This is a genomic window from Bacillus sp. EB01 (assembly GCF_000613125.1).
Lineage (GTDB): Bacteria > Bacillota > Bacilli > Bacillales > Cytobacillaceae > Bacillus_D.
In genome coordinates this window covers 1,565,829-1,585,827 of record NZ_HG964497.1, presented here as the reverse complement: position 1 = coordinate 1,585,827, position 19,999 = coordinate 1,565,829, and the positions used below count along the sequence as shown (strand labels likewise).

Below are 19,999 nucleotides of genomic sequence, written 5' to 3'. Positions count from 1 at the left end.
AATCTCTTTTTTTTGCATTAAATTCAGGTGCACTGTTACTCCACGATTTTCATTTAACTGTTTCACGGTAAAAGTTGGATAGGATGAACCACTTATCCGTTAAAAGCTTTACTTACATCTCTTTTCTATGAAATGTGATCTATATAATTAAACTTGTTATATTTTGTTATTTTTTGTAATAATATCCCTTTAACAGATTGAATATGAATTCCCCTTCTGTTAACCTGTTATTGGAAATATATTCTAATATATGAGGGGGAGGAACATGAAAAAATTAAAAGGTTTGGTTGTAATATTAATGACCCTGTCAGGGGCTATTGGATATGGTGCATCTGCCCAAGCCCATAGCACACATCCGACAGCAGGAACCTGTACCAGTGGTACTACTACCACCCTAGACAATGACCATGGGGCAATTAATTCAGATTACAACAATTATAAGGGTTCATGGACGTATGAGAGCGGAAGTACAAAAGCTCCAAATTCCTACAATGGGGATCATCGGTACATCGTGGCTCCAACGCCAACATATTCTGTTTATGAATGGCAACTGACTGATTGCGGATCATTGTATGGAACATTTTCCGTTTACATTTCCCATTCAAAATTTTACCATCCAAATGTGAATTATAGGAGCACTTCTTGGGGCTCAAATGGTGATGGATCTTATTCGCCAACCCAGGTGCTGAATACCTATCTTGATCAGGAAACCGCCAAAGGTGGGTGGAATACCATCGGAAAAAGCAACCAGAAGAAAACTGGACACTTGGAGTTATTTGTATTTTCCAGCTCGAGTTCTGGGGTGGGTGGAGTTGGGGCTGACGCTGCACGAGTGTACAAAAGCAGTTACTAGGGGGGAAGGAAATGAAAAAAGTTTTTGTCAGCATAGCAATGGCCGGTTCAATAGCTATCACTGGGATTATAGCCGCATCAGTTTGGCAGGAAGAGAAATTATTAAACACAAAGGCTAAGGATTCGCTAGTTTTGGAAAAAACTCAGTCTTCTAATTTACAAGAAAAAGTGAACCCGTTGAATCTAGAGAGCAAACAAGATGTTCAGGAACGGTTACTTAACAGTTATCATTTCTTTGATAAAGCAAAAGGAAGCTTTGTATATACGTCCACCAACAATGGAATGAATGTCCAAGTCGATTACAAGTTGAAATGGACGGATAAGAAAATACAGTATAATGCCAAAATTAGTGACAAGGCTTCTGACGCAGGTCATGAGATAGGCTATTCTGAAGGGGAATTCACTACAATTGACCATGGTACAAAGGTATTTGAAAAGTTTAAGTGGGATATTAGGGATAAAGGGGAATTCAAGCGTATCGAGGATGTTTATGTGAAACACCCCGATGGGACGATGGAGTACGTATACCCAAATACCAGCCTCAATTTAGGTATGGCAGAAAAATCTTTGCATGCAAAGGAAATTGCGGTTGGATTTCTTGAAAATCAAGATTTATGGACAATAAGCGGAACTGAGCTTCTACTTGGGCGGGAAGTGGTTGTGATCGATGGCACTTTCGATGAATATTATCAAGATAAACTTGGCTCAACCTATACGCTGTGGATGGATCAAAACACTGGGATATTGCTGAAATATGAAACATACGGAGAGAAAGGGCAGGTTATAACAAGCCTTAAAACAACAGAATTCAAAGTCAGTGAAGATTTTGAAGTGGAGAATCTTGCGAAGAAAATTCCAGCCAATTACAAGAAAATGGAGCCGGTTCAACAAAACAATTATGGAAAAAATTCTTGATAAGTTTGGAAACACTATTTGGGAGAAATGGGTTCCAAGTAGATAACCCAATTCGTTTCTATGTTGTTATAAGATAGCCTCTACCAGAATTGAGAGGGGTTAGCGAGAAAATACAACCCCTTTATCAACTAAACAGAGCCGGCATCTTAACCGAAGGTGCTGGTTTTTTGTTGGGTAGGTGATTTCACTATGTAGGAACAGAGTTACAAAGGGGCGCAACATAAAGACGAAGGTCCGAACGGACATCGTGAAATTGAAACTATGACACGGGGCTGGAAGGTGAATTGAGAGTGTAAAATTCTAGCTGCCAAAGACCAAATGGATGGCATAGGGGAAAGGTGTTTTTTTACAAAAAAGAAGGGTTTGAACCTGAAAAGTGACGCCGTCTTCAATAACACAAATTTACCTTTATTATAGTAGCCGTATTGGTAAGAACATTTTGTGAAGATGTAGGAAAATAGTAAATTTTTGTCACATTGGTTCTGTATAGTGAAAAATTAGTGCTTTGAAGAGGAAGTTTTATCAATTTCTTTATGAAGTTTGCTTTTTAGTGGGGAGAATTCAAGAAAGAGAAAATAGTATACAAAAATAATAGCTGGCTGGCAATAAGGAAATAAGGATTCCGTGTGCGTAATATAATAATTACGAGTTCACAATGTAATAAATGGAAGATTATGAATGTACTTCCAAATATTTTTCGCTCATAATAGTGGAGGAAGGAGGGATGTATACTTGCTCAATCCCTTTGTTCTCATGAAGGAATCGTTACGATTCGTGCTTGCACACACTATACATCATTGAATGGATAGCCTATAAGGCTAATACATAACAGTATTGATAGACATCATGAAATGCGGCATGGTCGTTCTTTTTCCATCCTGGACAGTAGGGCAATGCTTTTCGTGGTGTCTTTTTATATGTCTGCACCTACTAAAATACACGTGTAAAACTATACATATAGGACGGCACAAATTATGGAGACAACAAAGCCCCGGGAGTATGTCCTGGAAGACGGTCCCGGGGACTTGCGCAGTTGGAGTATACCAACACATTGTTAGTATACTCCTATTCTTTAATAAAGCAATGTATATCATAGGAGGCGTTATATGGATATTTTGTCACAGTATATAATTAATGAGAATACAGCTGGTTTTTGGGAAGAGTATGACGAATTCGGGAACAGGTTAACGGAGGTTTTTGAAGGAGAGAAAAAGCTGACTGTTGATAAGTCTCCTTTAAAAATAATTGATTTTACACTGATGAATCAGGGCTTCAGCCTTCAGGGAGCAAAGGATGGTTCCAAGCACCTGCTTGGCAAGGGGAAGAATGTTCACCCGCTGACCATCAATGCACAGCACGGGATTTTCCTTATTCCGACCAAGGCATATGGGAGGCATGACTGCTTATGGCTTTCGCTAATGCATGTCCAGGATATGGAGGCCATTAATTCCTATACCACCCGGGTATTCTTAAGCTTTGGACATACTGTTGTTCTTGATATGAAAGAGTATGTTTTCATTAAGAAACTGCACAAAGCAAGAAGGCTTCGGAAAGCAGTAGCCAAGAGCAACAAAAGCCCGATCACCTTTTACGTCCAACCTGAAACTGGCTATAAAATTGCAGAAGAAGATGGAGGGTATCGGGTGAAGTAGAGAAAGTGGGCCGTCGATAAACGAATTAAGGTTTTGTGAAGATTCGAATGAATATAAGATTTAGCTTACGCCATAAAAATGTGTGGATAAATAAAAAGGGAACTTCGTGGTTTTCGAAGTTCCTTTTGTATTACTAGAAGTGAAGTTTAGCATTCATGGACAGAGAAAGCAGATACTATAGAGTCATCAGATAAATAATTGTAGCTGCCCAACGATTGTTTGTATCCATTAAAGGCCGTTAGTCACTGAAGTTGCTGGACTGATGACCAATGGAGAAGTTATCGCACGGAATTATGGTGGAGTGTCATCATAGTGGCAAAAGATGGTCAACGAATTTGTGTGCATGACATAGAGGTTTATCGAAATTGTATAATGCTAATGATTTGTAGAATAGAGAATTTTGAAGTAAGGTTTAATAGGACTTATATATGCACAAGATTCTTACGTTTATCCTCAGGATAAACGTTTTTTTATTCATATGAACGCGGAAGGTCAATAGATTAAGACAGGACTGTAAGATGAATTACCTTATGGTAAGGGAGTGGAAGTTATTGAGTGAAAATATTGAAGAGATTAATTATAAAGAGGCAATCGAATATTCACTAGAGCCACTAATCGTACATTCGCAATTGAAGATAATTTATATTAACGAAGCAGCTGAAAGGTTTTTTAGAGCATCCAGGGAAGATGTAATTGGAGGGAGTCCTTTAGATATTTTTAGAGATACCTCTAAACCCGCGATTACAAAAAGAATCTCTGGGGCATACAGTAAACCAGCAGAGATTATTGAAGAGACAATTTATAAAATGGATGGTACTTCAGTTGACGTTGAGTTATATTGTCATCCTATCAAAATAGGAGATACAAAAGCGATTCAAACGTATGTAAAAGACATCACGAATAAAAAAGAGCTAGAGAATATGAAAAGAGAAATGAATACAGAGTTAGACGAGCTTGCTTCAACCATTGTGCCCCTGTTAGGAGGAATTGCGGTCCTGCCTCTATCAGGCCGGATTGATCATGATAGGGCAAGCAAACTCTTAGAAATGGTACCTGTTAACGTACAAAAGCAAAACGTAAGCAAGCTAATATTAGATTGCTCCGGAATTTTCGCTATTGACGCTTTAGTTATTGATTCTATTTTTAAAATTAGCAATGTCCTAAAAATGCTGGGAGTACAGAGCCTGATAACAGGCTTACGTCCAGAATTAGCTATGGACGCAGTTAAGCTTGGTATTAATTTTAAGGACATCATTACTTTTGCCACTGTTAAGGATGCCCTGCACTTTTCAGGTGTAGAGTATTCGATTAAAGACCAAAGATAAGCCAAAGAAGCTACGGGGACGGTTCCTGCGGCTTTTTTCTATAGAAGAAACCGAACAAGGTCAGGGTAATAGCTTAGGCTCCCAGGCCGCCCGTGGAAAGTCGCTTTAGCGCTGTCAAAGGTGCTATTTTTGAAGCATTGGCTGAGTACACTAACCGATGTTCTCCTCCAGGCCTAAAACTCAATTGCTTCAAAAATGTCATCAGCACTTTTTTTAACCCAATCGCTGTAATAAAATTTTGAAAGGGAACAAAAAAAGAGAAAATATGTTTAAGCATACATGTCCCGATTAAGATAACCCTTATGTTATTTAATCCAAAAATATAAAATGGAGTGCTTGCCTTTAAGGCTGCACTCCATTTTTACTGTTGCTGTTAATTCTCGACTTGTCCATCCCTTATTAGTTCCCTTAATAAAAAAGAGCAGCAGAATTCTTCAAATCCTTACATATCTGTATGAGTAGAAATTTTGCTCTCTCTTTATGTATAGGGCTATTTTCTAGACACCTTCATTAATGACTTAGGTAGTAGTGATATAAAACAAACATTGATAAGGTCTAGGTGACTAACCCAAGCTAAATGGAATACGTTCGAACAGGATGAAAAGAGAGTCAGTTTTCCAATTAAACATTGCATTGTTTCAAACACTTGCAATTTCCAAGAAGTACAAACCTCTCTCTATGCTATAATATATTGATAAAATTTAAGAATAATTAGAATAATAATCACTTTCAAGGAGTTGTTGAAAAGTGCTTCAGAATATAGAACAGCACACGTGCCCCTTCAAAATGGCGTTAGATAAGCTCTATGACGGAGTGTTCATTTCTGATCAAAATGGCAAAACTATATATGTAAATGATGCATACCAAATTATGTCTGGTCTGAAATATGAAGAAGTAGTTGGAAAGTATGTAACAGATATGGAAGCAAAGGGTATCTATAAAAATCCAGTAACTCCTGAAGTAATCAGACAAGGAAGGCAGGTAAATTCCATTGGCAAGGCAAAGGGTGGAGTGGACATGCTGATATCAGGGAACCCGATATATAATGAAAAAAATGAGTTAGTTTATGTCGTAGTAAGTCAGAGGGATATTACGGACTTTCAAATGCTAAAACAAAAACTGGAAGTAACAGAAGAGAAAATGTTAACAGCAGAAATAGATAGAGAAAAGAAGGAAGAGGAAATCCAATATTTAAAAAAGCGGCTTTTGAAAAAGACTGGTATTATTGGCGAAAGTCAAGGTATTTTAAATGTCATTAGTTTGATTGATAAAGTCTCATCCCTTGATGTTACATTATTAATAACAGGAGAAAGCGGTGTTGGAAAAGAAGTAATTGCAAATGAGATTTACCAAAAAAGCAAGACAAAAAATAAGCACTTTATCAAAGTGAATTGTGCTGCAATTCCGGCTAATCTTTTAGAAGCTGAGCTTTTTGGTCATGTAAAAGGAGCCTTTACTGGGGCTATAAAGGATAAATTAGGCTTATTCCAGCTGGCAAATGAAGGTACTTTGTTTCTTGATGAAATTGGAGAAATGCCAGTTGAATTGCAATCAAAATTACTTAGGGCTATTCAGCAAAAAGAAGTAATTCCGGTTGGAGGCAGTAAGGTGCAAAAACTGGATGTTCGCATTATCGCTGCAACAAATCAAGATTTATTCAAACAAGTTAAACAGGGGAAATTTAGAGAAGATCTTTATTATCGTTTAAATGTACTCCCAATTGAAGTCCCTCCATTGCGTGAACGAAAACAAGATATAATCCTATTGGGACAATACTTCCTTAATACATATAGTAAAAAATATGGGAAGAATGTGTTTATTAGCCAAGGTGGTTTCGAATTATTGGAAGACTATTCTTGGCCTGGAAATGTACGTGAACTACAAAATATTATTGAAAGACTCGTTATTATTAGTGAGAACGGATCTGTAGCAGATCAACAACAGATTAGTAGAATGATATACCCGGATTTTAAGAAAGATTTTTCATTTTCTAAGGAAAAGAGTTTGTGGGATATATTGGAGTCAGTTGAGAAGCAGCTTATTACGGATGCAATCAAAGAAGTAGGCAGTACTAGAAAAGTGGCTCAAAGATTAAAGATTGATCAATCCACCGTAGTTAAGAAAATAAAAAAACATGGCATTAAGATCGAAAAGTGATGACAAACATCATCAAGATAGATGATGTTCATCATCACTTCAATTAAGTAGGAGACAATAGTGAAAAGTGTTAAAGGCTATAAAAAGTGATGACAAATATCATCACTTTTTTGTTTGATAAAAACTGAAAATACAGTAAATATAAGCGCTTACAAACTTGGCACGCTCCTTGCATAATATAAAAGTAATAAATATGAAGGAGTGACCTTAATGGAAAAAGTAATTATTACAGCAGCTCTTACGGGTGCATTTCCGGCAAAGGATAAAAACCCAAATATTCCTTTGACACCACAAGAAATTGCGGATGATGTGTATGAAGTTTGGAAGGCCGGTGCTGCAATTGCCCACTTACATATGGTGGATGATAACGGTAATGGAACGATGGACATTGACAGATATAAGGAAACGTTAAAATTAATTAAAGAGAAAAATATTGATATTATTCTAAATTTGACAACATCAGGTGACTTAAACGCAACCGATGAAACTAGAATGGCACATGTCATTGAGATTAAACCTGAAATTGCTACATTCGATGCAGGGACCATGAACTGGATGAATAAAACAGTATTCTTTAATACACCGCCATTTCTTGAAAAATTAGGTAAGACCATGTTAGAGAATGGAGTAAAACCTGAAATTGAAATATTTGATGCAGGAATGCTCTATAACACCTTATATTATGTGAAAAAAGGAGTAGTTGCAGAACCTACTCATTATCAATTAGTACTTGGTGCAGCTGGGGGGACAGCAGCTACAGTTGAAAATTTAGTATATTTAAAAGGCTTGCTTCCTGAAAATTGTACCTGGTCAGCATTCGGAATTGGAAAAGGCCATATGCCAGTTTTATATGCAACATTGGCATTAGGAGGTCATATCCGTGTAGGTTTGGAAGATAATATCTATTATTCAAAAGGAAGATTAGCTAAATCGAATGCGGAATTTGTTGAAAGAGCTGTAAGAGTTGTTAAAGAATTTGGTAAAGAACCCGCGACACCTAATGAAGCAAGAGAAATATTAGGTTTGAAAAGGGTAGTTACCGCTTAAGGGGTAATATCGATGATTAAAAAGATTGCTATACTTGGCGCCGGAACAATGGGACATAGCATTGCAGAAAACTTTGCGCTTTATGGATTTGATGTGAATCTTTATGATCCAGATGAAAATAGAATAACTTCAGTTGGTAAAGATATTCGAGCCGATATTTCTTTACTAGCTGAAGAGGGATTTATTGATGTTGAATCCATTGAAAAAGCATTATCTAATATTCATTATTTTTCAGATTTAAAAGAAGCTGTATACGACCGGGATTTTATTACAGAGTCAATCCCTGAGAACATGGAACTAAAACAACAAATTTTTAAACAACTTGATGATTTTTGTCCTGAGCACACAATATTTACGAGCAATACTTCAAGTTTGCCATTAGGTGGTATGTGGGAGTTAGTTTCTGAAAAGCGAAGACAACGGATGATGATTACCCACTACTATAATCCAGCCCATATAATGCCACTTGTTGAACTCTCTCATTTTGGTAATATGCCAGAAGAAATTTTTCAGGAAGTTGAAGATTTATTTAAATCTATCAATAAACAATCAGTAAAAGTCAACAAGGATGCTCCTGGGCTTGTAGCAAATCGGATTCAGCAAGGTGTTGCACGTGAAGTATTTTCAATCATTGAACAAGGTATTGCTGACCCTGAAGATGTTGATAAGGCTTTAATGTACGGACCAGCATTCCGTTATGCTACTACAGGTCAACTAGAGGTTGCTGATATGGGTGGATTAGACATTTGGTGCACTGTGGGTGATAACCTTTTAGCAGTGATGGATAATCGTAAAGAGGCGAACCCGCTGCTGCGAGAAAAAGTAAACGAAGGCAGGTTAGGAGCTAAAACAGGAGAAGGTTTTTTTAAATATGAATCGGAAGCGCTTACCCAAAAGAGAAACGACTTTAACAAGCGTCTAATTCATCAATTAAAAGCGTCTCAATACTACATGAAAGAAACATCCGTTCCTCAAAAAAATGTACTAGATTAAATGCTTTTCTAAATATATAAGTGGAATTAAAGAATCACCTAATAAGATTGAAGCGGAAGGCACGAAGACTCCTGCGGGAGAAAAGGCCAGTGGGAGACCCCGCAGGAGCTTTAGCGACGAGGAGGCTCCCAGGACGCCCGCGGAAAGCGAAGTGCCTGCAGCGAAAATCTACAGAAAAAATTAAGTTCCACTTATATAGGGTTGTCTCATTTATAAAATTCCTTCGGGACAACCCTTGATTGGATGAAACAAAAACAAAAAAATGCGGGGGAGTGTGCTTATATGCCACTTATAGCTTTGGGTTTGGGGATACTATTACTATTTATTTTAATTATTGCTTTTAAATTAAACGCTTTTCTATCATTGCTTATATCAGCAATATTCGTCGGATTTTTGCAAGGGATGGAACCATTAGCAATTGTAAAATCCATTGAATCTGGTCTTGGTGGAACACTTGGGCATATGGCAGTTATTATTGGTCTTGGTGCTATATTAGGTAAAATTATTGCTGATGGCGGTGGGGCCGATAGAATAGCTAATACTCTTTTAGATAAATTCGGTAAAAAACGAGTGGATTGGGCAATTCTGGCTGCATCATTTATTTTAGGGATTATCTTATTCTATGAAGTTACCTATATTTTACTTATTCCAATTGTATACACAGTTGTAATTGCATCGAGGACTCCATTAATGCAGGTCGGTATGTCGTTCTTGGCAGGTATTTCCCTAACACACGTCTTTTTACCTCCACATCCAGGAGTAACTGCAGCAGCTACCGTTTTAAATGCAAATTTAGGAGTTGTTTTAGGATACGGTCTTATTTTAGCGATTCCAGCAGCGTTCCTTTTTGGTCCATTATTAGGAAGGCTATATAAAAATTGGGATATCAAAATTCCGGAAGGTTTAGTATCAAATCAAGACTTTAATATGGATGAAGTTCCATCATTTACAACTTCGGTTTTAACAGCTTTATCCCCGGTTTTTCTTATTTTGATTGGCGTAATTGCTCAATTTACACTGCCTGAAACATCAACTATGTATAAAGTATTAACATTCATTGGTAATGCCGATATCGCATTGTTAATTGGCCTTTTACTTGCTTTATATGTATTTGGTCTGCATAGAAAGAGAAAAACCATGTCTCAATTAATGAAGTCAGTCGAGGCTTCGTTAATCTCTATAGGTGGAATCATCTTTATACTAGGTGGGGGTGGTGCCTTTAAACAAGTCATATTGGATAGTGGAATGGCCGATTACATAGCTGAACTTACAAGTACATGGGATATTTCACCATTTATATTAGCATGGATTATTGCCCTTATTATCAGATTGGCAGTAGGATCTGCGACCGTCACCATTTTAACAACTGCCGGAATTATGGTCCCAATTGTTCAGGCAACAGGTGTTAACATAGAATTAATGGTTATTGCCATCGCATCTGCGTCAATTGCTTGGGCTCCACCAAGTGACGTATCCTTCTGGATGACAAAAGAATATTTCAACTTGACTATTGGACAAACGATTAAATCTGTTTGTTTCATGTATACCCTAGTTGCGATTTATGGAATTCTTGGAGTTTTAGCATTGAACATGTTCATTGGGTAACTATGAATTAGATCTTTTAAGGAGGAATTTCATATGAATATTGATTCAGAGAAGTTTATGGACTTAGAAATTTCCAAACGTATAGAGTGGGTAAAAGAAATTGCGAATCTAACGGACGATGAAGTGAAGGTCATTAACAAACCAGATGCCCTGAAAATAGATGTTGCTAATAACATGATTGAAAATGTTATTGGTACATTTGAATTACCATATGCAGTTGCATTCAATTTTCTAATTAACGGGAAAGAGTATGTGGTTCCAATGGTTACTGAAGAGGCATATTTAGTTAATTCGGTAACGAAAATGGCTAAAATCATTAAGGAATGTGGGGGATTTACTGCAGGATATACCGAAAGTTTAATGATTGGTCAAATTCAGTTGGTAGACATAGAAAATCCGAGATTGGCAAAATATAAAATTCTCGAAAATAAAGATAAAATCATAGAAATTGCAAACAAAAAAGATCCTAAACTCGTTTCCGTCGGAGGTGGAGTAAAGGATGTTGAAGTTAGAAGTTTAGATTCAAAAATTGGTCCTTTAGTTACTGTTCATCTATTGGTTAATACTGTTGATGCAATGGGAGCAAATGCTGTTAATACAATGGCAGAAGCTGTGGCACCATTCATTGAAGAACTAACTGAGGGTAAGGCAAAGTTAAAAATATTATCCAACCTTGCAGATCGAAGGGTCGCTTATTCCACAGTAAAAGTTAAAAAGGAACTTTTAAGCGGGGAAGAAGTAGTTGATGGAATTGTGGCTGCATATGAGATTGCTGAAGCTGATCCATACCGTGCAGCAACACATAATAAAGGAATATTAAATGGAATAGTTCCTGTTGTATTAGCCACATGTAATGATACGAGAGCAATTGAAGCAGGATGCCACTCCTATACTGCCCGTTCAGGTCAATACCGTCCATTAACGAAATACAAAAAAGATAAAAATGGTGATTTATTAGGGTTAATTGAAACACCGATGGCAGTTGGTACAGTTGGCGGCAATATTAGCATTCACCCTATGGCTCAGGTTTCACTTAAAATTCTAGGTGTAGAAACAGCTGCAGAATTAGGACAAGTCATTGCATCAGTAGGACTCGCTCAAAATTTGACAACTGTAAAATCAATCGTAACTGGCGGCCTTCAAGCTGATTTTGCCCCATTACATGCAAGAAGTATTGCCGTTCAAACAGGTGCAACTGATGAAGATTTAAACCATATTGTTAACTTGATGGTAGAAAACAACAACTTTCAGTTAGAGTACGCTAAACAGCTATATAGTGAATTAACAAATAAAATAAATGCGTAAAACTAAAGTATAACGATATAAGTTTATAACTTCTAAGCATGGTAGTCCTTTTGGCAAGGGAAGTAAGGAGGCTTTATAAATGAAAGTAGGAATAATGGGAGCAGGCTCACTTGGAACAATTATTGGGGCCTTAATTACCGATGGAGGCCAAGCTGTAGATTTAATTGATGCCTACGAAGAAAATGTAAAAGCACTCAATAATAATGGAGCTAGAATTACGGGCTTAATTAATAAAACTGTTAGTGTAAATGCGATTACACCTGATCAAATGTCCGGAGAATATGACCTTGTTTTCCTATTGACTAAGCAGGTTTATAATTCTGAAGCATTAAATCAATTACTTCCACACTTACATTCGGAGAGTGTAGTTTGCACATTACAAAATGGTGTACCTGAAGACTATGTTTCTGAAATGATAGGGAAAGAAAGGACTGTAGGTGGTGTAGTAGGATTTGGTGCTACTTGGAAAGAACCAGGTATTTCTGAGTTAACTACAGCTTGGGATGTAGTTCAAAAATATGCATTTGATATTGGTGAACTCGATGGAAGAATTACCCCTAGAATAGAAGAAATCAGTGAAATTCTAGGATTAATTGGCCACTGTGAAGTCTCTGATAATATACTAGGAATGAAATGGTCAAAATTATTAATGAACTCAACGTTTAGTGGTATGTCTGCTGCTCTAGGATGTACATTTGGAGATGTTTTATATAATGAAAAAGCAATGTATAGCTTAGCCCATATTGCAGATGAAACAATAAAGGTAGCACATGCTTTAGGAATAAATATGGTACCTATGCAAGGGGAAAATTTTGAATTTTTAGAACTTGAAGATGAAGCGGATATACCAAATAAAATGGGTTTTTATAATGAAGTCTGGAAGCCTCATGAGAAACTCAAAGCTAGTATGCTTCAAGACTTGGAAAAAAATAAGAAAACTGAGATTGATTATATTAACGGCTATGTATCTCAAAAAGGTAGAATTGTAGGAGTCAAAACTCCATATAATGATTTAGTCGTTAAGCTAGTAAATAAAGCCGAAGAACAGCATTATGTTCCGAAGTTCTCTGTCAATATAGAGTGCTTTGATACAATTAAGGCTGACATTTAATTTTAGTATAGTGAGACCAAAAAAATAGCCTGGCTTGCAATGCAGCCGGGCTTGTAATATTACTCTATGAATACTCTATCGTATGTGTGGGCCAAATAGAATTCAGAAGAAATAAAAAAATGATTCCTTGTGCATCTCATGTTGGGATAGGCAAGGAATCATTTTCAATTTTCGCTAATTCACTCATCAGCTAATTACTAAACTATGGTTATCTTTTCTCGTATGATCTCGTGATACCATTTGCAGGTAACGATACACACTTGATTCGGACATTCCCATGATTTCAGCCACTTCGTTTATTGTACCTTTAATTTCGAATACCCCGTGGTCTTTTAATGTGGAGATGACGAGTTTCTTTTGATCGGGCGATAACTGGGCGCCGGATGCCAGTATGTCTCTATCTATTACTGTGTGAATGATCGTACGTACATTGTCTGACAGTTTTTCTATCGGTTGTTCTTGTTCGGTTTTGATATTGATATGTTCTATATCCATGCTTAGATTGGCTAGCTTTAATATGTCTTTTGCGACTTTCCGATAGACGTCTGCATCAAAATTTATACATAAAAGACCTTGTAGGTTTCCTTCAGCATCTTTTATAAACATAGTGGATGAACGGAATTTCTTACCCCGCGGTCCTTCCCCGACATATCCTACAACACTATCCTGTTTTAAATATACTTTTTCCTCGATTAGCTTTCTTGCATAGTTGGTTAATGGAGCGTCTAATGACCTTCCGCTTAGTTCCCCATTGACTATGTGACCAATATGAGAACCTCCATTAGGATTTAAAATATGCAATACAAGTTCATAATCTGATCCTAAAATTTCCCCGAAGTAATTCATGATATTTGTATAATGTCGAAATAACTCGCTATCCAATGAATATTCCTCCTTTTAAGAATGGTCGTTTATCAACGGTTCGGCTTGAACCGCTGGCGGGATACCTGAAACCTATTAAATTTCTGTGACTATTTTAGTTAATAGTTTATTTCGTGGTACTTGCCTGATAGTGGAATAAGGATATATGCGATTTCCAAGGTTCCTGGTATGACTCTGGGAGACTGTGTACCGACGCCTCGTTCCGTCTTGTCACAGGGAAATGCCAGCATTGCTGCTCTTTTAGGGTGTGTGACCACTCCAATAATAGAGATATATTTATGAATCTAGTTGAATTAAATTCCATTGATAGTCACATTATAGCAAAAGAATTTAGAAAATACCAAGAGTTAAAATAATAATTTTTTTTTATAAAAATAGTTTATTATTATCGATTGACAGCGGAAGAATCAGCGTGATATATTTTCCTTGTAATAAAAAAATATAACCGTTGTAATAAATTATTAGAAAATTTAATGAATCTACTATTTTTTTTACCGGGATTGGAAACGTTTTCTCTGCCTTTGATAGAAAGGACACCAGGTTACGCTAGTGAAGTAGATACAGCCGCAATAAAACTATAATTTTGGAGGTGTTTGCATGAACACGAAAGTAGTGCCTATCAAAGAGAAAAAGGTTATTAAATACAAAAGTTGTTTTGATGTGATTGGGCCGGTCATGATCGGTCCATCAAGTTCTCATACTGCAGGTGCTCTAGCTATTGGCGCAGTAGCCAATAAATTATTTCAAGGTCTCCCCAAAAAAGTCGTGGTGAAGTATTATGAATCATTTGCTGAAACGCATAAAGGACACGGAACTGATTTTGCAATTATTGCCGGGATTTTAGGGTTTGCTGCTGATGACAGCAGAGTGCCGATTGCTATTAAAATAGCAGAATCTAAAGGTATCGATATTACGTTTTTAGAAATAGAGGGTGACAGTCCAGCAGATCACCCAAATACCGCAGATGTTTATATGGAAGATGAACATCACAGTATTCGCACGTTGGGTATTTCGGTAGGCGGCGGATTGATCGAAGTTAAACATATTGAAATTGACGGGTTCAGTCTGGGTTTGCAGGGGCAATTGCCGCTCATTCTTGCGATTTCCGAAGAAACGGACCTTGGATTTGTTTTACGGAGAATTTTTCAAAAAAATAACGTGGAAATAGACAATTTTACTACTTTAGTAGAAAACGGCAAACATTTGTATGCTTTCTCACTGGATTCGTTCTTGCCTGGTGATGTTCGGAATGAACTAGAAAGTTTAAGCAGCATAGCTAAAATCATTATTCTTTAGCTAGTTGAGGAGGAAAAAAATATGTATATGAGCATAAAAGAAATTATAGATGCAGCGAATAAAAGGAACATGCCTATTTATGCATTAGCAATTGAACATGAAATGGAGCAAACCAAACTTTCTTATGAAGAAGTTTGGAGCAAGATGGAACGAAACCTGGAGGTAATGGAAAACTCCGTTAAAAAAAGCCTGGAAGGTGACGGAGTATTTTCTCCAACCGGATTAACCGGCGGTGATGCCGTTAAAATCAAGAAATACCGGGAAGCCAAGAAGACGCTTTCTGGAGATTTGATGGTGCTCGGCGTCCAAAGTGCTATGGGAGTGAATGAAGTAAATGCATCGTTGGGGGTTATTTGTGCAACTCCAACTGCAGGCGCAAGCGGGACGATCCCAGGGGTACTATTTGCTATTAAAGACACACTGGAGTTAACTCACGACGATATGGTCCATTTTCTATTCACTACAGCTTTATTGGGAATGGTCGTCGCCAATAATGCTTGTATTGCCGGAGCGTTCGGCGGATGTCAAGCCGAAGTAGGCAGTGCCTCAGCAATGGCAGCTGCAGCAGCGGTAGAAGCCGGTGGAGGAACTCCACAGCAGTCTTCTGAAGCATTCTCAACAGCATTGCAAAATCTGCTTGGTCTTGTTTGTGACCCAGTAGCTGGCTTGGTGGAAATTCCTTGTGTAAAGAGAAACGCTATCGGAACAGGGAATGCTTTAATAGCAGCGGACATCGCATTGGCCGGCGTAACCAACGTTATCAATGCGGATGAAGTAGTTGAAGCAATGTATAAAGTAGGCCGACAGATGCCGAGGGAATTAAGAGAGACAGGCTTGGGCGGAGTTGCAGCTACACCAACAGGAATTGCTATTAAAACTAGGATATTTGGAGAAAAACACATACCGAAGCAACAGTAATTGGTAAATTTGTGAAATAGATAACAAACTTTAATAATAAAAATCACATATTCCATTAAGGGTGGTGGCAGGCAGGTATCTATGTGTGGCCCACTTAGGTAAAGGAAAGAATTTATTTTTCAAAAAATGGTCTATATTCCTAAGCATTAACACAAACCAATTCATTATTAGGAGGAAATACTATGTACGGGAATACTGCTAGAAAATTGGACTACCAGCCAGAAAGCACTGAAGTAGAAAAACAATATCCAGATCCTAAGAAGTGGCACAAACAAGATACAACTTGGGCACTGAGCCTTTTTGGAACAGCGATTGGAGCCGGAGTACTCTTCCTGCCTATTAATGCAGGTTCCGGTGGTTTGCTATCATTACTATTAATTACTATTCTTGCATTTCCGGTCATGTACTTTTCACACAGGGCGCTAGCTAAAATGATTTACGCTTCTGATTCTGCTGATGAAGGAATCACAGGTACAATTCGGGAATATTTCGGTAATAAGGCAAGTATCGTTTTCAACATCGTTTATTTTGTCTCGATTTACACGATTGTGCTGATGTATTCAGTCGCACTTACAAACACAGCAAGCAGCTTTATCGTGAATCAGTTGGGGATGGCTGAGCCTCCTAGGGCTATTCTGTCACTTGCATTAGTACTCGGTCTTATCGCAATCTTAAATTTTGGACAAGATATCACAGTAAAAGTAATGAGTTATCTTGTATATCCTTTCATTGCTTCTCTGCTTTTCATCGCATTCATGCTGATTCCACAGTGGAATACATCAATGCTTAGCTTTTCAAGCCTGTCAGCTGCTTCAACTGGAACAGGAATATTTACAACAATTTTAATGGTATTGCCAATTATCGTATTCTCATTCAACCATTCGCCTATCATTTCTTCCTTTGTTGTTAAACAGAGACAAACGTATGGAATTGAAGCTGTTGATGCCAAAAGTAATCAAATACAAAAAGTTTGTTATATCATGACATTCGGTGTCGTAATGTTCTTCGTCTGGAGCAGCGTTTTGAGCTTGACTCCAAATGATCTGGTTATGGCAAAAGAACAAAACCTTTCCATCCTGTCTTATCTTGCAAATGAACTAGGTTCGCCTCTGATCACGATCGCAGCTCCAATCATCGCTTTCGTGGCCATCACCAAGTCATTCCTTGGCCACTATGTGGGCGCGTTCGAGGTAATGCGTGATATGGTCATCGCATCCGGCAAAAGCCGCGGTGTAACCATAAAAGAAAAAACAATCAAGACAGGAATCCTTGTTTTCGTCGTATTAACCTGCTGGTTTGCCGCTTATAAAAACCCAAGCATCCTGGGACTAATCGACAGCCTCAGCGGACCATTGGTTGCAGCTATCCTATGTGTCCTGCCAATGTATGCGATTTCTAAAGTACCAGTACTAGCTAAATACAAAGGAAAAATGAGCAACGTGTTTGTTATCATTGTCGGTGTGCTTACGATTCTGGCAAGTATTAAGTCGTTCTTCTAAATTAAAATCGTAGTATGCGAGGCCATCCGGTGGGGTGGCCTCTTTTTTTTGGTGTGGTGGAGAGGTGCCTGTCACTTCCCGGTTTTTCTTGTTTCACGGGTGGGGTGTTTCACAGGAAAGCTGGAGTGTTTAGTTTAGCTGTCATTCATTTGATGGGTTCAGTCTGGGCGATGCTTTTTAATTGTATTGTGGCGGCAGAGGCTGTGGTTTGACCGATAAATTTTTTCATGGACCGATAAATTTTTTATTAGACCGATTAACAAGAAAAATGTTCTATTAAAAGAACAATTAGATAGCTATATAAATCAAAAAATAGAAGATATGGGACAATAACCTAGGCAAATGGACAAGCTTTCCAGTAGGATAAAAGAGACAATAAGGAATGCCAGAAAAGCTTTAATAATAGGAAGAGGTAAAATGGGAGAAACTAAAAACAATTATATGCTCAAAACATTATTAAAATATTTTAGAAATTTAAATGTAATAACTTTATTTTTTTTATTAATCAAATTACTACTTTTTACTATATTAAATGGACTGCCACTCTCCACAGAAGGAACGTTTACTTATATTGGTTTTTTCATATTATTCAGTTCGTTTTCATTCATTTTTAAATATAATCATTTTTATCATTTACTAGCCATTAATTTCTTTATCTCTCTATTATTATTTGTGAATACACTGTATTTAAGTTACTATAATTCTCCTTTAACTATATATTCTTTGTCTCAATTAGGAAATTTAAATGGGTTAGGCGAGAGTATAGTATCAATTTTAAAGTGGTTTTATGTCTTGTTTTTTCTCGACATTTTCATCCTCTGGGTTATCCGAAAAAAGTTTAAAAGTCACATTCTATTTAGAAAAAAAATCTTCTTCGGTTATATGATCTTGGGGTTATTATTTATTTTTTTAAATCCTGCTTTTAAATATTATATAAAAAATGAGAATCCTTTTAGACAGTTTACCGGGATGGATAATATTGAAAGGTATAGTATCGTAGGGCATCATGTATTAGATATATATTCTTATATGAATGACAGGGAAACCCTCGATGAAAAAGAAATAAAGGTGATTAATGAATGGTTTAATAAAAATGGAAATCAAAGTTATGTAAATACAAATGAAATAGGAAAAAATAAAAATTTAATTTTAATTCAAGTTGAGTCATTGCAAAACTTTGTTATTAATAAGAAAATCGCAGATCAAGAAGTAACGCCATTTTTAAACACTATGCTGAATCATTCACTATATTTCCCTAACTTTTACCCTCAAACTATTGAAGGAAATAGTGCTGATGCTGAGTTTTTATCCCAAACCTCTTTATTCCCTGTTTCAAAGGGGGCTGTTAACTTTAGATATCCAAATAATAAATATATTTCTTTAGCTGCGGCATTAAAGAAAAGTGGATATTCAACACTCGCTTTGCATGCAGATGAGGCTACTTATTGGAATAGAGATAGAATGCTGCCTAATTTAGGGTTTGACGAATATAAATCTATCTCAGACTTTAAAATAGATGATGAAATTGGTATGGGTTTAAGCGATATATCTATGTTTGATCAATCCATTGAGATGATTAGCAAACAAAAAAAACCTTTTTATGCTTTTTACATAACCCTCACGAATCATGTGCCCTTTGAAATACCGATGGAAGAACAAGAGTTAAAGTTACCAAAGAATATACAAAACACTATTTTGGCTAATTATCTTCAGAGTGTCAGATATACAGATAAAGCTTTAGGGCAATTTATAAGCAAGTTAGGAAAAACAGGATTACTAGATGAATCAATTATCGTACTATATGGAGATCATAATGGAATATTCGAAAATGATAAAAACCTAATTGAGAAAATGGAAAAAAGACATATTGGCTCGGAAGAGTGGATTAGAAAGTATGTTCCAATTCCTATGATAATCTATAATCCTCAACTAGAAGGAAAGACTTATTCAACAATAGGAGGCCAAATAGATATCTTTCCAACACTGGCCAATATCATGGGGGTTAACCCTGAGGATATAAAATATACTATTGGGAAGGATTTGTTAAACCAAGATGAAGGAAAGGCGATTATATCAAAAGGAGATTATTCAAAAAGCCCTTCTTATCTGATCACCAAAAATAATATAGATTTTGATTTAAATGAAGAAGAAGAAAAAATATTGGAAATATCAAATTTAATCATACAGGGGGATTACTTTAATACCTTAAACCGGTAAATAATATAGTTGGGAGCAAATATAAAACATATGAGAGATTTCAGCAATATTTTGAACAAGGACAGTTAACTCATACATTGAAGAGATTGCTAGACAAATGATTTTATCAAAATTATCTCTTATTGACCTTGTTATTTTTAATTTAAAAGTTAGCGTCAACAGCCCTTACCTTTAATGAGATAGGATATTGCGCATTAAACACCCAAGTCCATATTGGAGATAGAA

Annotated in this window: 15 protein-coding genes; 14 read left to right on the top strand and 1 reads right to left on the bottom strand. The window is 36.8% G+C overall.

Annotation, left to right across the window (positions count from 1 at the left end; genetic code table 11):
- Nucleotides 1-265 precede the first annotated feature (265 nt).
- The 10 genes from TY16_RS07050 to TY16_RS07005 all read left to right on the top strand — a co-directional run bounded on the left by TY16_RS07050 (nucleotide 266) and on the right by TY16_RS07005 (nucleotide 12,962).
- On the top strand, nucleotides 266-853 hold the full coding sequence (locus TY16_RS07050) for a hypothetical protein (RefSeq protein WP_043931122.1): 588 nt from the start codon (nucleotides 266-268) through the stop codon (nucleotides 851-853).
- An 11-nt stretch (nucleotides 854-864) separates the two neighbouring features.
- Nucleotides 865-1,767, top strand: a complete 903-nt coding sequence (locus TY16_RS07045) for a sigma-E factor regulatory protein RseB domain-containing protein (protein WP_043931121.1) — start codon at nucleotides 865-867, stop codon at nucleotides 1,765-1,767.
- A 1,106-nt stretch (nucleotides 1,768-2,873) separates the two neighbouring features.
- Entirely contained in the window at nucleotides 2,874-3,419 is a 546-nt protein-coding gene (locus tag TY16_RS07040; protein ID WP_043931120.1) for a competence protein ComK, read from the top strand.
- A gap of 551 nt (nucleotides 3,420-3,970) precedes the next feature.
- Entirely contained in the window at nucleotides 3,971-4,744 is a 774-nt protein-coding gene (locus TY16_RS07035) for a PAS domain S-box protein (RefSeq protein WP_043931119.1), read from the top strand.
- Between the two features lie 747 nt (nucleotides 4,745-5,491).
- A complete protein-coding gene (locus TY16_RS07030) occupies nucleotides 5,492-6,901 on the top strand; it encodes a sigma-54 interaction domain-containing protein (protein WP_052342630.1) in 1,410 nt (469 codons plus the stop codon).
- Between the two features lie 210 nt (nucleotides 6,902-7,111).
- On the top strand, nucleotides 7,112-7,948 hold the full coding sequence (locus TY16_RS07025) for a 3-keto-5-aminohexanoate cleavage protein (RefSeq protein WP_043931118.1): 837 nt from the start codon (nucleotides 7,112-7,114) through the stop codon (nucleotides 7,946-7,948).
- Between the two features lie 12 nt (nucleotides 7,949-7,960).
- The gene (locus TY16_RS07020; RefSeq protein ID WP_043931117.1) at nucleotides 7,961-8,941 is read left to right on the top strand and encodes a 3-hydroxyacyl-CoA dehydrogenase family protein; all 981 of its coding nucleotides are present in this window, start codon (nucleotides 7,961-7,963) and stop codon (nucleotides 8,939-8,941) included.
- Between the two features lie 282 nt (nucleotides 8,942-9,223).
- Nucleotides 9,224-10,546 (top strand): gluconate:H+ symporter, encoded by a 1,323-nt coding sequence (locus TY16_RS07015; RefSeq protein ID WP_043931116.1) that lies wholly within the window; start codon nucleotides 9,224-9,226, stop codon nucleotides 10,544-10,546.
- A 33-nt stretch (nucleotides 10,547-10,579) separates the two neighbouring features.
- Nucleotides 10,580-11,851, top strand: coding sequence for a hydroxymethylglutaryl-CoA reductase, degradative (locus TY16_RS07010; RefSeq protein WP_043931115.1), 1,272 nt, complete (start codon nucleotides 10,580-10,582; stop codon nucleotides 11,849-11,851).
- A gap of 79 nt (nucleotides 11,852-11,930) precedes the next feature.
- Nucleotides 11,931-12,962, top strand: a complete 1,032-nt coding sequence (locus TY16_RS07005; protein WP_043931113.1) for a ketopantoate reductase family protein — start codon at nucleotides 11,931-11,933, stop codon at nucleotides 12,960-12,962.
- 186 nt (nucleotides 12,963-13,148) lie between these two features.
- Here the strand turns inward: TY16_RS07005 and TY16_RS07000 are convergent, their stop codons facing one another.
- A complete protein-coding gene (locus TY16_RS07000) occupies nucleotides 13,149-13,844 on the bottom strand; it encodes a helix-turn-helix transcriptional regulator (RefSeq protein WP_043931112.1) in 696 nt (231 codons plus the stop codon).
- A gap of 597 nt (nucleotides 13,845-14,441) precedes the next feature.
- Between TY16_RS07000 and sdaAB the strand changes: the two genes are divergently transcribed.
- The 4 genes from sdaAB to TY16_RS06980 all read left to right on the top strand — a co-directional run bounded on the left by sdaAB (nucleotide 14,442) and on the right by TY16_RS06980 (nucleotide 19,774).
- Nucleotides 14,442-15,140: an L-serine ammonia-lyase, iron-sulfur-dependent subunit beta gene (gene sdaAB, locus TY16_RS06995; RefSeq protein ID WP_043931110.1), complete on the top strand. Its 699-nt coding sequence runs from the start codon at nucleotides 14,442-14,444 to the stop codon at nucleotides 15,138-15,140.
- Between the two features lie 21 nt (nucleotides 15,141-15,161).
- The gene (sdaAA, locus tag TY16_RS06990; RefSeq protein ID WP_043931108.1) at nucleotides 15,162-16,058 is read left to right on the top strand and encodes an L-serine ammonia-lyase, iron-sulfur-dependent, subunit alpha; all 897 of its coding nucleotides are present in this window, start codon (nucleotides 15,162-15,164) and stop codon (nucleotides 16,056-16,058) included.
- A gap of 182 nt (nucleotides 16,059-16,240) precedes the next feature.
- Nucleotides 16,241-17,557, top strand: coding sequence for an aromatic amino acid transport family protein (locus TY16_RS06985; protein ID WP_043931107.1), 1,317 nt, complete (start codon nucleotides 16,241-16,243; stop codon nucleotides 17,555-17,557).
- Nucleotides 17,558-17,974: 417 nt separating this feature from the next.
- Nucleotides 17,975-19,774 (top strand): LTA synthase family protein, encoded by a 1,800-nt coding sequence (locus TY16_RS06980; protein ID WP_043931106.1) that lies wholly within the window; start codon nucleotides 17,975-17,977, stop codon nucleotides 19,772-19,774.
- Nucleotides 19,775-19,999 lie beyond the last annotated feature (225 nt).

Bases quoted from the DNA above. Each gene is read 5' to 3' on its own strand.
- TY16_RS07050 (WP_043931122.1), top strand. From the start codon at position 266: ATGAAAAAATTAAAAGGTTTGGTTGTAATATTAATGACCCTGTCAGGG.
- TY16_RS07045 (WP_043931121.1), top strand. From the start codon at position 865: ATGAAAAAAGTTTTTGTCAGCATAGCAATGGCCGGTTCAATAGCTATC.
- TY16_RS07040 (WP_043931120.1), top strand. From the start codon at position 2,874: ATGGATATTTTGTCACAGTATATAATTAATGAGAATACAGCTGGTTTT.
- TY16_RS07025 (WP_043931118.1), top strand. From the start codon at position 7,112: ATGGAAAAAGTAATTATTACAGCAGCTCTTACGGGTGCATTTCCGGCA.
- TY16_RS07020 (WP_043931117.1), top strand. From the start codon at position 7,961: ATGATTAAAAAGATTGCTATACTTGGCGCCGGAACAATGGGACATAGC.
- TY16_RS07015 (WP_043931116.1), top strand. From the start codon at position 9,224: ATGCCACTTATAGCTTTGGGTTTGGGGATACTATTACTATTTATTTTA.
- TY16_RS07010 (WP_043931115.1), top strand. From the start codon at position 10,580: ATGAATATTGATTCAGAGAAGTTTATGGACTTAGAAATTTCCAAACGT.
- TY16_RS07005 (WP_043931113.1), top strand. From the start codon at position 11,931: ATGAAAGTAGGAATAATGGGAGCAGGCTCACTTGGAACAATTATTGGG.
- sdaAB (WP_043931110.1), top strand. From the start codon at position 14,442: ATGAACACGAAAGTAGTGCCTATCAAAGAGAAAAAGGTTATTAAATAC.
- sdaAA (WP_043931108.1), top strand. From the start codon at position 15,162: ATGTATATGAGCATAAAAGAAATTATAGATGCAGCGAATAAAAGGAAC.
- TY16_RS06985 (WP_043931107.1), top strand. From the start codon at position 16,241: ATGTACGGGAATACTGCTAGAAAATTGGACTACCAGCCAGAAAGCACT.
- TY16_RS06980 (WP_043931106.1), top strand. From the start codon at position 17,975: ATGGGAGAAACTAAAAACAATTATATGCTCAAAACATTATTAAAATAT.